The 15,801-nt window shown below is 34.3% G+C and carries 12 protein-coding genes; 8 read left to right on the forward strand and 4 right to left on the reverse strand.

Going from position 1 to position 15,801, the window contains the following annotated elements; all coding sequences use genetic code 11:
• Positions 1–94 precede the first annotated feature (94 nt).
• From addB to J5Y03_RS05065, 8 genes are all read left to right on the forward strand, one after another.
• Positions 95–3,616 carry a helicase-exonuclease AddAB subunit AddB gene (gene addB / locus J5Y03_RS05030; protein WP_209403209.1) on the forward strand — a complete coding sequence of 1,174 codons (3,522 nt, stop codon included), beginning with the start codon at positions 95–97 and terminating at the stop codon, positions 3,614–3,616.
• Positions 3,597–7,346 carry a helicase-exonuclease AddAB subunit AddA gene (gene addA, locus J5Y03_RS05035; RefSeq protein WP_209403211.1) on the forward strand — a complete coding sequence of 1,250 codons (3,750 nt, stop codon included), beginning with the start codon at positions 3,597–3,599 and terminating at the stop codon, positions 7,344–7,346. The genes addB and addA overlap by 20 nt, the downstream gene beginning before the upstream one ends.
• A gap of 22 nt (positions 7,347–7,368) precedes the next feature.
• On the forward strand, positions 7,369–7,557 hold the full coding sequence (locus J5Y03_RS05040; RefSeq protein WP_209403213.1) for a hypothetical protein: 189 nt from the start codon (positions 7,369–7,371) through the stop codon (positions 7,555–7,557).
• Positions 7,558–8,229: 672 nt separating this feature from the next.
• Positions 8,230–9,459, forward strand: a complete 1,230-nt coding sequence (arcA, locus tag J5Y03_RS05045; protein WP_209403215.1) for an arginine deiminase — start codon at positions 8,230–8,232, stop codon at positions 9,457–9,459.
• A gap of 158 nt (positions 9,460–9,617) precedes the next feature.
• Positions 9,618–10,613 (forward strand): ornithine carbamoyltransferase, encoded by a 996-nt coding sequence (argF, locus tag J5Y03_RS05050; RefSeq protein ID WP_407648408.1) that lies wholly within the window; start codon positions 9,618–9,620, stop codon positions 10,611–10,613.
• Positions 10,614–10,682: 69 nt separating this feature from the next.
• The gene (arcD, locus tag J5Y03_RS05055) at positions 10,683–12,101 is read left to right on the forward strand and encodes an arginine-ornithine antiporter (protein ID WP_209403217.1); all 1,419 of its coding nucleotides are present in this window, start codon (positions 10,683–10,685) and stop codon (positions 12,099–12,101) included.
• A 24-nt stretch (positions 12,102–12,125) separates the two neighbouring features.
• The gene (gene arcC / locus J5Y03_RS05060; protein WP_209403219.1) at positions 12,126–13,067 is read left to right on the forward strand and encodes a carbamate kinase; all 942 of its coding nucleotides are present in this window, start codon (positions 12,126–12,128) and stop codon (positions 13,065–13,067) included.
• Positions 13,068–13,196: 129 nt separating this feature from the next.
• Entirely contained in the window at positions 13,197–13,901 is a 705-nt protein-coding gene (locus J5Y03_RS05065; protein WP_209403221.1) for a Crp/Fnr family transcriptional regulator, read from the forward strand.
• A gap of 427 nt (positions 13,902–14,328) precedes the next feature.
• Here J5Y03_RS05065 and J5Y03_RS05070 read toward each other — a convergent pair whose 3' ends face one another.
• The 4 genes from J5Y03_RS05070 to gerPC are packed head-to-tail and all read right to left on the reverse strand — an operon-like array spanning position 14,329 to position 15,768.
• A complete protein-coding gene (locus J5Y03_RS05070) occupies positions 14,329–14,547 on the reverse strand; it encodes a spore germination protein (RefSeq protein ID WP_209403223.1) in 219 nt (72 codons plus the stop codon).
• 14 nt (positions 14,548–14,561) lie between these two features.
• Entirely contained in the window at positions 14,562–14,981 is a 420-nt protein-coding gene (locus J5Y03_RS05075) for a spore germination protein GerPE (protein ID WP_209403225.1), read from the reverse strand.
• A complete protein-coding gene (locus J5Y03_RS05080; RefSeq protein WP_209403227.1) occupies positions 14,981–15,157 on the reverse strand; it encodes a spore gernimation protein GerPD in 177 nt (58 codons plus the stop codon). The genes J5Y03_RS05075 and J5Y03_RS05080 overlap by 1 nt, the downstream gene beginning before the upstream one ends.
• Positions 15,157–15,768, reverse strand: a complete 612-nt coding sequence (gene gerPC, locus J5Y03_RS05085) for a spore germination protein GerPC (RefSeq protein ID WP_209403229.1) — start codon at positions 15,766–15,768, stop codon at positions 15,157–15,159. The genes J5Y03_RS05080 and gerPC overlap by 1 nt, the downstream gene beginning before the upstream one ends.
• Positions 15,769–15,801: the final 33 nt, after the last annotated feature.

Below are 15,801 nucleotides of genomic sequence, written 5' to 3' on the forward strand. Positions count from 1 at the left end.
CGAATGAAAGCTCCTTTAAGGGGCTTTTCTTTATTGGTAAGGTCTGAAAATCAAAATTAAAATAGTAAAAAGCATTTGTAAAGGAGGTTCATTTATGTCATTCCAATTTATTCTAGGTCCTGCTGGGAGCGGGAAGACTTATTTTTGTATAAATGATATTAGTATGAGAATGAAAAATAATGATGAAAAAGTTATTTTTATTGTTCCTGATCAAATGACATTCCAGATGGAATATGAGCTTGTAAAAAAAGCAGAACATAAGGGGATGTTAAACTCACAAGTATTTAGCTTTTCCCGTTTAGCATGGAAGGTTCTTCAAGAAACTGGTGGAATGAGTCGTACTCATATTAGTGATGTTGGAATTTCAATTCTCTTAAGAAAGATTATTGAGGAACGAAAAGAAGAATTGAAGATTTTAAAAAATGTTTCCAATCAGCAAGGTTTTTTTGATGATTTAACGAAGTTGATGGCAGAATTTAAAGGATTTCAAGTATCATCTGATGCTCTTCAAGAGATTATTCATCAATTAGAACAAGAGCAGTCTAAGAATACTATGTTTGTACAACAAAAGCTACATGATATTCGAATTGTGATGGATGCTTTTGAGGAACATGTAAAAGATAAGTATCTAGATTCTGAGGACTATTTAAATTTACTAATTAAGCAAATTCCTACTAGTGAATATGTAAAAAATAGCATCGTTTATATTGATGGTTATTATGACTTGGCACCACAGGAACGAAGTGTTGTTGAAGCGTTAATGAAGGTGTGTAAAGAGATCAAGTTTAGTTTAACGATTGATCGTGCGTATGATAATGGTTTACCTAATGAGCTTAACTTATTTTATAAACCAGCTGTGCTTTATCAACAGCTATTAGGACTTGCAAGTGAAAATAATCAGGTAATCGAAGAGCCAGTTCGACTAACGAATACTGAAAATCGATTTGGTCATCGTAAAGATCTACAACACCTTGAACAAAATTTTGATTCTCGTCCGGTCAAACCGTTTCTACAATCTGAACATATTTCGATTATCGGGGCAGTTACAAAGCGTGCTGAGGTCGATGCGGTTGCAAGAGAAATTACTAGTCTTGTAAAAGAAAAAGGTTATCGTTACCGAGATATTGCAATTTTTTTACGCAATAGTGATGATTATAGCCACTTGATATCTACTATTTTTCAATCATATGATATCCCTCTTTTTATAGAAGAAAAGCGTTCGATGATGCAGCACCCAATGTATCGACTTTTACTAGCTGTAATTGACATTATCCAAAAAAATTGGAGATACGATGGTATTTTTACTGCGTATAAAACAGAATTATTATATCCATTACAAAGCCATATGAAAAAAAGACGCGAGAGAATTGACGCATTTGAAAATTTTTGTATTGCTTACGGAATGCAAGGGAAAAAGTGGACAAGCGAAGACCGCTTTACGTATCGAAAATATCGTTCACTAGATGGTGTCAAAGCTACTGTGACAGATGAAGAGAAGATGTTTGAGGAACAAATTAACGAAGATCGCGCTCTATTAGTTGAACCGGTTCAACAACTTGTTTCAGAGTTGAAGAATGCTAAAAATACGAGAGAAATGTGTATAGCATTATATGAATTTACTGAAGAAATTCAGTTACCTGAGAAGCTGCAACGATTAAGAGATGAAGCAGAGGAACAAGGTAGGTTATTAGAAAGTAAAGATCATGAACAAGTCTGGAAAGGATTTGTCAATTTACTTGATGAATGCGTTGAATTAATTGGGGATGAGAAAATTTCAAGAAAGACATTTTTTGAATTACTTCAAACAGGGATCCAATCGTTACAATTTGCAAATGTTCCTCCTTCTCTTGATCAAGTTTCTGTTGCAAACTTTGACCATTCTCGTTTGCAGCGTGTGAAGTGTGCTTATGTAATTGGGGTTAATGAAGGGGTTATTCCAAGTAAGGTTAGAGAAGACGGGTTATTAGGTGATGAAGCTAGAACCCTTCTAATTCAAAATGGAATTGAAGTAGCTCCAACAAGCACCTATCAGCTATTTGCCGAGAATTTTAATATGTATGTCGGTTTAACAAGAGCAAGTGAACGATTAACAATCACATATCCTCTTACGAATGATGATGGAAAAGCATTAGCACCTTCTAGTTTAATTTCTAGAATGAAAGGGTTGTTTCCTGGCTTTCAGCAACGTTTTGAAAGTGGTGACATTTCAATGCGTACACCTAAAGAACAATTGTCTTATGTAACAAACAAGGAAATGGCTGTTTCCAATCTTGTTCTTCAAACTCAAAATTGGATTGTTCAAGAAGAACGTGTAAATATGGATTTATGGTGGACTATTTACAACGTGTTAATTGAAGATGACATCTGGCGCGATCAATTATTCAAGGCTTTAAGTAGTATAACGTATGATAATGTCGCAGTTTCTCTAGGAGAAGAGTTAAGTAGTGAGTTGTATGGTGAAGAGTTACAAGGTTCCGTTTCCCGAATTGAATTGTTCCATCAATGTGCTTATGCTCATTTTGCAAGATTTGGTCTTCAGCTACAAGAACGTGATGTTTATAAATTTGAAGCATTTGATATGGGACAACTTTTCCACAGTGCCTTAACGGTAATTGGAGAAGCTTTAATGAGAGAAAATAAAAGCTGGAGTAATTTATCACAGGCTGAATGTGACAAGCTAGCTCATGAAGTAATCGAAGAAATTGCTCCAAAATTTCAACGTGATATATTGCATAGTACGAATCGCTATCGTTTTTTAAAGAAAAAAATGCAATCTGTTATTTCAAAAGTTTCCTATATTTTAAGTAAACAAGAGGAAGTAGGAGAGTTCAGACCAATTGCGTTAGAGGTTGGGTTTGGAAAAAATCAAATATTAAGTTCGTATGAATTACCAATCGGTAAAAATAAAAAAATGAACTTAGGCGGACGTATAGACCGTATTGATGAAGCAGTTAGTGAAAATGGAGAATATCTCAGAATTATTGATTATAAATCAAGAGATAAAGCTTTAAAACTATCGGATGTTTATTATGGATTAGCATTGCAATTACTAACTTATTTAGATATTGCAATTACAAATTCGCAAACACTTACTGGTCAAAAAGCAAATCCTGCAGGAGTATTATATTTTCATGTTCAAAATCCAATCGTTGATTTAGGGAATAAAGTAGATGAAAGTGATGCTGAGGACGAGCTTTTTAAAAAATTTAAGATGAATGGTCTATTACTTGGTGAACGAGAAAGTAATGTGTTAATGGACAGAACGTTGGATCAAGATGGTGGGTCATCTAGCATTGTCCCAGTTGCTATTAAAAAGGATGGGAACTATACAAAGAGTTCAAAGGTTATTGATAAAGAACATTATCCTTTAATGAGCAATTATATTAAACAAAAATTTACTGAAGCTGGTGAACAAATTTTAGCAGGGGAAGTAACGGCAAATCCTTATCAGCAAAAGGATCATGTACCGTGCAAATACTGTTCATATCAATCTATATGCCAATTTGATAAAACAATAAAAGGTAATGAATATCGTATTTTACCACCTTTAAAAGATGAAGATGCAATACAAAAGATGATTGAGGAGGTGGCGAATAATGAGTCAAGAACAAAATAAAACACCAAAAAATCAATGGACCGAAGACCAATTAAAAGCGATTGAAATGGAAGGTAGTGACATTTTAGTTGCAGCAGCTGCTGGGTCTGGAAAAACTGCAGTTCTAGTCGAGAGAATAATTCAAAAAGTACTTCGGGAAGAAAATCCAATTAATGTTGATGAATTACTTGTTGTAACGTTTACAAAAGCCAGTGCTCAAGAAATGAAGGAAAGAATTGGGAATGCACTTGAAAATCAGCTCCAAATTAATCCAACCTCTGATCATTTACGAAAGCAAATTGCTCTCTTAAACAAGGCATCTATTTCGACAATACATTCATTTTGTACAGATGTTATTCGTTCGAATTATTATTTATTAAATATCGATCCGAATTTTCGAACAGCAGAAGAAATTGAAATTAAGCTATTAATGGATGAAGTACTCGAGGAATTGTTAGAAGAAGAATATAGTAATGAGACGAACGAGGTGTTCTTTGAATTTGTATCACGGTATACAAGTGATCGTGATGATCAAGAGCTATCGCAATTTATTTTAAAATTATATCGTCATGCAGTGGCAAATCCCGATCCAAATGCATTTCTTGATCAACTTCTAAAAAATTATGATGTAGAAGATAAAACAATTGATGAGCTTCCTTTTGTTGAGTTACTAAAAAAATATCTAGAAGAAGATATCCGATCTTTCCGATCTTCTTATGAACAGGCATTACAACTAGCAAACAGCCCGGATGGTCCTATTAAATATGTTGATTTATTTCAAGAGGAATATTTTTCTCTAGAAAAACTAGCTAGATTAAGCGGAATGAACTGGGATGATATTCGAAATGAGTTTCAAAATATCCAGTTTAAACGCATTGCTGCAATAAAAAAAGGCGAGTGTAATGAACAGAAAAAAGAGTTAGCTAAAGGGTATAGAGATGATGTGAAGAAGGGAATATCAGATCTTTTAACAAAGTATTTTTCACGTCCATCTTCAGGCTATATTGAACAGCTAAGAGAACTTCAGCCACTATTAATGAAGCTGGCCGAATTAGTTAAGAATTTTCGATTAAGATTTCAAGAAGCCAAAATGGAAAAAGGGATTCTAGATTTTAACGATTTAGAGCATTTTGCACTTCAAATTTTAATGGATGAAAATGGAGGGGGTAAGCTTCTACCATCAGCCGTTGCAAAAGTTTATCAAGAGAAATTTCATGAAGTGCTAGTAGATGAATATCAAGATACAAATTATGTACAAGAATCCATTTTAAAATTGATTACAAGTGGTGAGGGTGCTGATGGAAACTTATTCATGGTTGGCGATGTGAAGCAATCTATTTATCGTTTTCGTCTAGCTGAACCACAGTTATTTATTTCAAAATATAATACCTTTCATAAGAACAAGAATGAAGAAACAGGCTTAAAAATTGATTTATCGAAAAATTTCCGTAGTCGTGCCGAAGTGTTAGATTCAACAAACTTTATATTTAAACAAATAATGGGTGAGAGTCTAGGTGGTATTGATTATGATGAAGATGCCATGCTTAAACTAGGCGCGAGTTATCCATCATATGATGCATGTATGAGTGAACTAGTCCTTTTAACGAAAGCAGATCTTGATGAAGAAATTCAGGAAGAAAGTGAAAATCCTGAAGAAATGAATACTAGTTTAATAGAGGAAAAGTTAGAGCAAATCGAAGCGAGATATGTTGCTAAACGAGTGAAAGAACTTGTTTCAACAGGTTATCTTGTAACGGAAAAGAACGGTAATATGAGACCAGTTCAATATAAAGATATTGCTATTTTAGCGCGTTCACTTTCTAATGCGGACATGTATATTGAAGAGTTCAAAGCTCAGGGCATTCCTTTGTATGCAGAAAAGAGTAATAATTTATTTGAAACGATTGAAATAGCGATATTTTTAAATTTATTAAAGGTGATTGATAATCCAATCCAGGATATTCCTTTAGCTTCAGTTTTACGTTCACCAATCGTAGGACTTTCAGAAAAAGAGCTTGCTGAAATTCGAATTCAGTCGGGAAAAGGGTCTTTCTACGATGCAGTTATGAAGGTAGTAAATGGTGATATAGTAGAATATAGTAATTCACGAGTGAAAAGAATTCTTTCAAATTTTATCGAACAACTTAGCGAATGGAGAAGTATAGTTCAAAGTGAAAGTTTATCGCTATTTATATGGAGAGTATTAAAAGCCTCTTCGTATTTTGATTTTGTAGGTGGCTTACCAGGTGGAAAACAGCGACAAGCAAATTTAATGACAATATTTGAAAAAGCAAAAGTTTTAGAGGAAACAAATTACCGAAGCTTGTTCCAGTTCTTACGATTTCTCGATCGAATGCAAGAACGTGGAGAGGAATTAGGAGAAGTTCGTTTAATTGGTGAGCAAGAAAATGTTGTTCAAATGATGACGATTCATAAAAGTAAGGGGCTAGAGTTCCCAGTTGTCTTTGTCATTAATACGTCTAAACAATTTAATACTAGGGATTTAGCTTCAAAATTAATCCTTCATAAAGAATTAGGATTAGGTATTAATTATGTACATCCAGTTTACCGAACATCTACCTCAACTTTGTTAAAAGAAACAATTAAACGTACAGAGAGAGACGAGTTATTATCTGAAGAACTACGTATCTTATACGTTGCGTTAACACGTGCAAGAGAGAAACTGATATTAGTAGGTAGAGTAAAAGACATAGAGAAATCAGTTTCTTCGTGGCGAGAAGTTGAAAATATAGAGGAATGGTTACTTCCTCGTAGTGTAATTTCAGGTGCGAAGAGTTATCTGGATTGGATTGGTGCTTCGATTATTCGTCATGATTCTAGTAACGTTTTAAGAGATGAGAAAGAAGACTGGCACACTATGGAGGAGATAAAATCCCATCCTACACGCTGGCATTTTGAGATCATTGATTCATCAACGCTAACGAAAGATGAAACCGATGAATACTTAAATGAAAAGGAAGATGTATTAACTAGTATTCAAAAGAAAGAAATGATAGAAGTCTCTGAAAGTGATTTAGCGGATATTGTGAAAGAACGTTTGCAATGGCAATATCCATATTCCCAAGCAACTCTCGAACGACCAAAGCAGTCTGTTACTGAATTAAAGCGAAAAATGCAGGAAGAAGAACTGTTTGCTCCAAAATTTATGAAACAGAAACGAATGACACTTTCCAGACCGAAATTTATGGAATCAATGAAATTAACTGCTGCTGAAGTTGGAACAGCAACACATTCTGTTATGCAGTACTTAAATTACGATAATGTCGATACAATAGATTCAATAAAAGGTCAATTGGAAGAAATGGTTCAGAAAGAATTACTAACTAGCGACCAAGAGAACGCCATTGATATAAAAAATATTTATGGTTTTTGTCATTCTCTTCTAGGTCAAAAGGTTAAAAATGCAAATCAAATACAGCGAGAAGTGCCTTTTAGTTATGGGATTTCTGCATCTGAATTATATCCGAATTGGATAGAGGAAGATGAATTGATTTTAATTCAAGGGATCATTGATTTACTGCTTGTTGAAGAAGATGGAGTTGTATTAATTGATTATAAAACCGACAAAACAACTGCATATCAAGAAGAAGGTGCCCTTGAAAAAGAAGCAAAAAAACGTTACGGTGTTCAAATTGATTTATATTCAAAAGCAATAGAAGCTAGCTTAGGTAAAGAAGTGAAGGAACGCTATCTGTATTTCTTTGACGGTGGGCATATTATAAAATTATAATTAATTTTGAGTAGAGGAATATATGAAGATTGAAAATGTATATCTAAGGTCGTTCGTGATAAGTTTAATTGGTTCGATTATGCTATTTATTTTAAGCTTATTTTTTGGGAAAAATGTTAATTATTCATGGGAAATTACAATGGTTTATTTTGTATTAATGATGCTTGCCATTATAGGTAAACACTTTCTCAAAAGATACGATAATAAATAAAAAAGTGCTAAGGAGCTTTTTAGCACTTTTTTATGGCATATAGATTATGTCCTTCCAATCAAACACCTTGTTTGTTCTTCCAATTCTTTGAACAGTAGTATGCATTTTCTTATTACTGCCTTTTCGGTAGATTTGAAGAATATTTTTTTAAGAATGTCTGACTGAAAAGGGAATGGAAGAAGAACTAATTTTTTTTTAAGAAGGCTCTTTTCTAGAAGATTGTAGTTTTGAGATTTATAATTTTAAAGACAAAAGTTGATTACAATGGAAGGTGCGAGACTCCTGTGGGAATAGCGGGATGGCTGAGACCCCGCAGGAGCGATAGCGACGAGGAGGCTCAGCTCACGCCCCACGGAAAGGGAGCAACCTGGAGTTGTAATCAACTAACGCATTCTAAAATGGCAATAAAGTTTACGAAAACAGTCTAAAGTAGGATAGTAATAAAGTTAAACCACAAAGATTAATTTTCTCTGTGGTTTTTTTATTAAAGTTTTATATTATTTATCATAAAAATGTGAGCGTTTTCACAAAAGTGGTGTGATGAAATAAATCTTTAATCTAGTAAACTTTCACATTAATTATGTGAATTGTTTCACAATGCATTTACCGTATTAATTCTATACTTACAAGTGTAATAGGTTATACAAACAAACAAACTTCGAGGTGAGAAGAATGAAACACCCAATCAATGTTACATCAGAAATCGGTGAATTGAAAACTGTTTTATTAAAACGGCCTGGCAAAGAAGTTGAGAATTTAACACCCGACTTCTTGGAGAGATTATTGTTTGATGATATTCCTTATTTGCCAACTATTCAAAAAGAGCATGATTATTTTGCGAATGCTTTAAGAAATCGTGGAGTTGAAGTTCTTTATTTAGAAACGTTGGTTTGTGAAGCATTACATACTCCAGAAATTCGTGAACAATTTGTTGAAGAGATGCTGATAGCGAGTAAGGCAAACATTAATGGTGCCTTTAATCAGTTAAAGAATTATTTATTGGAAATGACCAATCAACAATTAGTAGATAAAGTGATGAGTGGAATTTTGAAATCAGAAATTCCATCTAACCAAAAAACTCATTTATATGAGTTAACTGAAGATTTTTATCCATTCTATATCGATCCAATGCCAAACTTATATTTCACACGTGATCCGGCTGCATCAATTGGGAACGGAGTAACGATCAATCCAATGAAACGAACAGCCCGTAAAAGAGAATCGCTTTTTATGAAATATATTATTAACCATCATCCACGTTTTGTAGGACATGATATTCCAGTTTGGATTGACCGGGATTATAATTTTTCGATTGAAGGTGGAGATCAATTAATCTTAAGTAAAGAAACGATTGCGATAGGAATTTCTGACAGATCGACTGCTCAGGCAATTGAAAAGCTTGCAGTGAATCTCTTTGAAAATAACAGTACGATAAAAAAAGTGGTAGCGATTGAGATTCCTAAATGTCGTGCGTTCATGCACCTTGATACTGTATTTACAATGGTTGACTTTAATAAATTTACGATTCATCCAGAAATTCTAGGTAAACATGGGACGATGAGAATTTACATTTTAGAAAATGGTAGTGATGGGGCGGTCCAAATTACGGAACGAAACAATCTCAAAGAGGTATTAATGGAAGTACTTGATTTAGAAGAGATTGTCTTAATACCATGTGGCGGTGGAGACCAAATTGCTGCTTCTCGTGAACAGTGGAATGACGGATCAAATACACTTGCAATTGCTCCAGGCGTAGTAGTGACTTATGACAGAAACTTCGTATCGAATGAATTGCTACGTCAACATGGCATCGAGGTAATTGAAATCCCAAGTTCGGAATTATCTCGTGGCCGTGGGGGTCCCCGTTGCATGAGTATGCCAATTTATCGTGAGGATCTTTAAAAACAGGGGACAAGAGACAAGGGAAAAGGAACAGGACTTAACGTCCGCCCCTCAGAATGCGAGCAACATGGAGAGGAAATCAACTTGTCACATTGTTAAATAGTAACAAAGTTTACGAAAACACCAAAAAATAAAAAGGGATGATAAATATGATAAATATGACATCAACACATTTAGTTGGACGAAGCTTTTTAGCAGATAAAGACTTTTTACCAAGTGAGATTTTATATTTAATTGATTTAGCAGCCGAATTTAAAGACTTAAAAAGAAGAAATGTTTCTCACCGTTACTTAAGAGGAAAAAATATTGCATTATTATTTGAAAAACCATCTACTCGTACTAGATGTGCATTCACTGTTGCTTGTACAGATCTTGGCGCACACCCAGAGTACTTAGGTAAAAATGATATTCAGTTCGGTAAAAAAGAATCCGTCGAAGATACAGCGAAAGTATTAGGCCGGATGTTTAATGGAATTGAATTTCGAGGATTTTCTCAAGAAATTGTTGAACAATTAGCTGAGCATTCAGGTGTTCCTGTATGGAATGGGTTAACAGATCTTTGGCATCCAACACAAATGCTTGCTGACTTCCTAACAATTAAGGAGAATTTTGGATACTTAGAAGGAATCAAACTTGTGTATGTTGGTGATGGTAGAAATAATGTTGCCAATAGTCTATTAGTTGGCGGAGCAAAAATGGGAATGGATGTCAGAATTTGTTCACCAAAAGAATTGTTCCCTCACGAGGAAATTGTCTTAATCGCAAACGAAATTTCTAAGGAAACAAATGCAAAAATTACAATTACAGAAAGTATAGATGAAGCAGTAAAAAATGCAGATGTCATTTATACAGATGTTTGGGTTTCTATGGGGGAAGAAGATCTGTTTGCAGAGCGCATTAGACTATTAAAACCATATCAAGTAAATATGGAAATGATTGAAAAAACAGAGAATGGTAATGTTATTTTCTTACATTGCTTACCTGCCTTCCATGATTTAGATACAAAAGTAGGTAGAGAGATTTATGAGGAATTTGGTTTAGATGCAATGGAAGTTACTGATGAGGTGTTCCGAGGTATGCATTCAAAAGTGTTTGATCAAGCTGAAAATCGTATGCATACAATTAAGGCGGTCATGGCTGCAACATTGTGTTAAATAAGTAAACAAGTAAAGGAGGGGATGTCCCTCCTTTCCATTCTAAATCGCCAGATAGAGGTGGTCGAGTTGAAAGAGGAAAAGAAATTAGGTCTCTTTACATTAATTGCGATGGTAGTTGGATCGATGATTGGTGGAGGTGCATTTAACTTAGCAGGTGATATGGCTAGAAATGCTAGTGCAGGTGCAATCTTAATCGGTTGGATTATTACCGCAATCGGTATTATTGCATTGGCTTTATCTTTCCAAAATTTAACGAGTAAACGTCCAGATCTAGAAGGAGGAGTTTATAGTTACGCAAGAGCGGGCTTTGGAAATTTTATGGGGTTTAATAGTGCATGGGGATATTGGTTAGCAGCTTGGCTTGGCAATGTTGCTTATGCGACTCTTCTATTTTCATCGTTAGGATATTTCTTTCCAATTTTTAAAGGTGGACAAAATATTGCATCAATCATTGGTGCCAGTATTCTACTTTGGTTAGTGCATGCGCTAATTTTAAGGGGGGTACAAGGTGCAACTCTTGTTAATTTAGTGACAACAATTGCAAAGTTAGTTCCAATCTTTGTTTTTATCGTTGTCGCAATTTTTGCTTTCAAATGGAAAACGTTTGTGCTTGATTTTTGGGGAACAAATGGTAGTGACTTTTCATGGAAAGTCATTGGTGGTCAAGTAAAAAATACTATGCTTGTAACAATTTGGATATTTACTGGAGTAGAAGGTGCGGTTGTTTTTTCAAGCCGAGCAAAAAATAAATCGGATGTTGGTAAAGCAACAATCATGGGGTTATTAGGAACATTAGTTATTTATGTATTAATCTCATTTGCATCTATAGGAATTTTAGCGCGACCAGATGTAGCCAAATTGCCGAACCCAACTATGGCTTATGTACTTGAAGCGATCGTTGGTAAATGGGGAGCAATCTTAATTAATGGAGGTCTAGTAATTTCTGTATTAGGAGCTTGGTTAGGATGGACATTATTAGCAGCTGAAATCCCATTTCTTGCAGCGAAAGATGGATTGTATCCAAAGATTTTTGCGAAAGAAAATAAACATAAAGCGCCAGTCATCTCATTATGGGTTACAAATAGTTTAGTTCAATTATTTTTAATTACATTAGTCATTTCAGATGCAGCTTATACATTTGCATTTTCTTTAGCATCATCAGCAATATTAATTCCTTACTTGTTCTCAGCATTTTATCAGTTTAAATATTCGTTACAAACGAAGGATAATGATCATAAAAAAATGGTTGCAATTGGTTTCATAGCCAGTATCTATGGTGTGTGGTTAGTTTATGCAGCGGGCTTAGATTATTTACTGTTAACTTCCATACTCTATGCACCAGGGATTTATATTTATCGTAAGGTACAAAAAGAACACGCTGAAGGAACATTCCTTACGAAGAAAGAAATCTATATTGCGATTGGTATAGGAGCTGCAGCTATCTATGCACTTTATGCACTTATTTCAGGAAGCATTAAAATTTAAAGAATGAAATAGGAGAGAAGTAAAATGGGAAATAGAATGGTTATTGCGTTAGGTGGAAATGCAATTCAATTAGGAAATGGTTCGACAGCAGCGGAACAACGTGAAGCTTGTTATCATACTGCAGAACAATTAGTTTCTATTATTCGTAATGGATATGAGATTGTCCTTGCACATGGTAACGGTCCCCAAGTAGGAAATATCATTTTACAAAATCAAATTTCTCAATGTGAAAAACTTCCCGCAATGCCGTTAGATACTTGTGGTGCAATGAGTCAAGGAATGATTGGATATTGGTTACAAAGTGCATTATATGAGGTATTTAAACAACAAGGTATTGAGAAAGAAACAGTTACAATCTTAACTCAAGTACAAGTAGATAAAGAGGATCAAGCATTTCAAAATCCTACAAAACCGATTGGATCATTTTATACAAAAGAAGAAGCGGATAAATTACAAGAAGAAAAAGGCTATACAATGGTGGAAGATGCAGGTCGTGGGTTTAGGAGAGTTGTTGCTTCACCTAAACCAATTAATATAATAGAGAAAAACGTTATAAATTCCCTATTAAATCAACAAGTTGTAGTAGTCGCTACAGGTGGAGGTGGCATTCCTGTAACAATCTGTGGATCACATCTTGAAGGTGTAGAGGCAGTAATTGATAAAGATTTTGCTTCTGAAAAACTAGCAGAATTAGTTGATGCGGAGACTCTATTAATTTTAACTGCGGTAGAAAAAGTAGCAATTAATTATGGGAAGGACAATGAACAGTGGTTAAGTGAGTTGTCAGTAGAAGAAGCTGAAGAATATATTAAAGAGAAGCATTTTGCACCTGGTAGTATGTTACCAAAAATAGAAGCTGCCATTACTTTTGCTAAATCTAAACCAGGTCGAAAGGTTATTATCACATCTCTAGATAAGGCAAATGTTGCAGTTGAAGGAAGAACAGGAACTGTCATTAGTGCTTGAAGTGATGTTTAATCTACTTGTTCATAATATAGACAAACCTTTCATCGTTCTAGAGTTTTTTTAAGATTTTTAAAATGGTAGAATTAGATTGAAAAATCTAAATAGTAGCTTTCGGTAAGGAGTTATACGATGCTAAATACCATAAAAAAAGACTTAAAGGACTATGAATTACTTTCGATATTAGATAATACAGAACTAGAAGAGGTTATTAGTAATTTTCATCGGAAGCAATATAAAAAAGGACAAGTTCTATTTATGGACGGTGATTCACGTAAAAGGATTTATTTTTTAGAAAAGGGTTACGTACGCATTGAGAAGAGTGATCTAAATGATTGTTATACGTACTATGATTATATCAAGCCTTACTTAATGTTCCCATTTGCAGGTATATTTCAAGATGAATATTATCAATATACATGCGAAGCCGTAACAGATGCAACAGTCTTTTATATTAATGTGGATGTTTTAGAAAAACTATTAAGTGATAACCCTAAAGCTATGGTTTATATAACAAAAAGTTTGACACGCCTTCTTAGATTACAAGAGTGTAGGGTTCAAAAATTATCAAATCAGATTGCGAGTGAAAGAGTCATTCAATCAGTCAAATACTTAGCTGAAAACCTAGGGTCCAAAAAAGGGAATGAAATTATTATTGATTGTCCATTAACTGCAAAAGACATATCAAACTTCTCCAGTACGTCTCGTGAAACTGTTTCTCATGTGTTGAAGCAAATGAAAGAGGATAATATTATTCAAATGAAAAATAAAAAAACATATATTTATAACCAAAATTATTTTGGGGATATTCATTTGCATCATCATTTGGTTGATTAGAGTTTTCTAAGGAAAAAAATATTTAGTTTAATTTCCAAGAAAGGAGCTATCTCAATGTTACTTTTGAGATAGCCCTGTTCTTTTTTATTTAAATAGAGTCATGATGTTTGATACTAAATGTAATTCTAGTGATCTATAAGTTTGAATATCCGAGCTAAACAAATTTTCTCCACTTTTACTGTCCAACTACAGTACCTACCTCCTCGGCCATTTCACTAATAGCAAGTGAAGGGAAAAAGCACCCTTCCCATGGTATTTCCTCCAATGCCTTTCAGAGCTAAACAAGTCTTCTCCACTTTTCTTACTGTCCAGCTACAGTGCCTACCTCCTCGGCCATTTCACAAATAGCAAGTGAAGGGAAAAAGCACCCTTCACTTGCTATTTGCTCCAATGTCTGTCGGAGGTAAACAAGGCACTTTCGCATTTCTTACAATGTAGCGATGTTGTCTTGATCTGCAACATCAGCGTCTAATGTATTTGTAGCACTAGCACCATTTATCGTTACAGGAAATAATCCGGTGTTGCTCCCTCCAGAACCGTTATAAGTTTTAGAAGCTGTTTTGGGTGAGATATTATTTAAATCTCCTGTTGCAATAATACTATTTTCATTAGCTGGTATAAAAATTGCTCCAACAAAAGTAGGCATATCGTAACCTCCTTTCAAATGTAATCTAAAATAGAAGTATCAGGTTTTTCTTCCTGACTAAAATCACGAAAATGTTTGTTTCGAACGATATTCGACACACTGTTGATCGACCCAACCATAAGTACCCCTGAGTTTGAAATGGCAAGACCAGAAATAGAGTTTACAGATATTACTGGTTCCGGATTGTTAAAAGTTACTTGAATATTATCTGTTAAGTCTGGCATGGCTGGTACATGAGAGTAAAATGAAGCATATATTTTTTCAATATCTGATTGGACAAAGTCCGCAACATTTTTTTGATAAGCAAGAACTTTTGCATCAGCCGATAGTGAGAAAGCATCACCAATTTGAACAACACTACCAATAATAACAATCGTGAAATCAATACATTGCACAACCGATAAACGATTGAGATTTCTTAAACATGTGGCCATTATATTACTGCTAATGGAACAAATGGACCAGCGATTAACGCTTCAGGTGGCGTATCAAATTCTGAAGAAAGCAAGATGTTACATGCATCTCCAATTAAGACTAAAGAGGATGATGTAACACTCAATAAATGGATATCGTTGACACATAGCTGATGATTTGTAACGTTAAATTTCATTAGTTGTTCCCCTTTCTAATGTTTTCCGGTAAATTGTGAAGAAAAGCAACAAATGCTTGATTAATATCTTGAAGCATTTTTTGAATGATTTCTTCTTTAAACAGTGAAGGATTGACAGAGAAGTCAGGGTGGTCTTCAAATTGACTAATATAGTAAGGGATTCTTGTTTCCATTTGATTTCGAATGTCATCAATCATCATTTGTCTATAATAGTCATCCACATGGCTTCTAGTTGATTCTTCAATACCCCTAATTTGTGACCATGCATCTTCTTTTAAATGCTTCTGAATTCGATCTGTAATGTACTGTCTTAACTCATCAAATTGAGGTTGCTTCTGGACTAGAATTGATTGATTTTCTACTGTGAAATCATCAATTGAAGGAGCTTGTAAAGGATTTAATCCAATATTTAACGTACCTTCCAGGCGTTCAACCTTCAATTGATCGAATTTATATTCAACTTTTTCGAAGACAGTTTGAGGGCGTTTTTTTAATTCAGATACTTCTTTTTCTAATTGCACTATTCGTTCTTGTAAAGCAGTAAGTAAAATAGACTGCTCTTGAGCAAGTTGTTGAAGATAATAAATTTGTGATGAAATTGTAGGGTCCATATTTAAACCTCCTAAGAAGTGAGGGTATCTCTA

Origin of the sequence: Gottfriedia endophytica (assembly GCF_017814275.1) — a bacterium.
Taxonomy (GTDB): domain Bacteria; phylum Bacillota; class Bacilli; order Bacillales; family Bacillaceae_G; genus Gottfriedia; species Gottfriedia endophytica.

Excerpts from the sequence above, each read along its gene's own strand:
- arcC (WP_209403219.1), top strand. The coding sequence starts at position 12,126 with ATGGGAAATAGAATGGTTATTGCGTTAGGTGGAAATGCAATTCAATTA.
- argF (WP_407648408.1), top strand. The coding sequence starts at position 9,618 with ATGACATCAACACATTTAGTTGGACGAAGCTTTTTAGCAGATAAAGAC.
- arcA (WP_209403215.1), top strand. The coding sequence starts at position 8,230 with ATGAAACACCCAATCAATGTTACATCAGAAATCGGTGAATTGAAAACT.
- J5Y03_RS05070 (WP_209403223.1), bottom strand. The coding sequence starts at position 14,547 with ATGCCTACTTTTGTTGGAGCAATTTTTATACCAGCTAATGAAAATAGT.
- J5Y03_RS05080 (WP_209403227.1), bottom strand. The coding sequence starts at position 15,157 with ATGAAATTTAACGTTACAAATCATCAGCTATGTGTCAACGATATCCAT.
- addB (WP_209403209.1), top strand. The coding sequence starts at position 95 with ATGTCATTCCAATTTATTCTAGGTCCTGCTGGGAGCGGGAAGACTTAT.
- gerPC (WP_209403229.1), bottom strand. The coding sequence starts at position 15,768 with ATGGACCCTACAATTTCATCACAAATTTATTATCTTCAACAACTTGCT.
- J5Y03_RS05040 (WP_209403213.1), top strand. The coding sequence starts at position 7,369 with ATGAAGATTGAAAATGTATATCTAAGGTCGTTCGTGATAAGTTTAATT.
- J5Y03_RS05075 (WP_209403225.1), bottom strand. The coding sequence starts at position 14,981 with ATGGCCACATGTTTAAGAAATCTCAATCGTTTATCGGTTGTGCAATGT.
- addA (WP_209403211.1), top strand. The coding sequence starts at position 3,597 with ATGAGTCAAGAACAAAATAAAACACCAAAAAATCAATGGACCGAAGAC.
- J5Y03_RS05065 (WP_209403221.1), top strand. The coding sequence starts at position 13,197 with ATGCTAAATACCATAAAAAAAGACTTAAAGGACTATGAATTACTTTCG.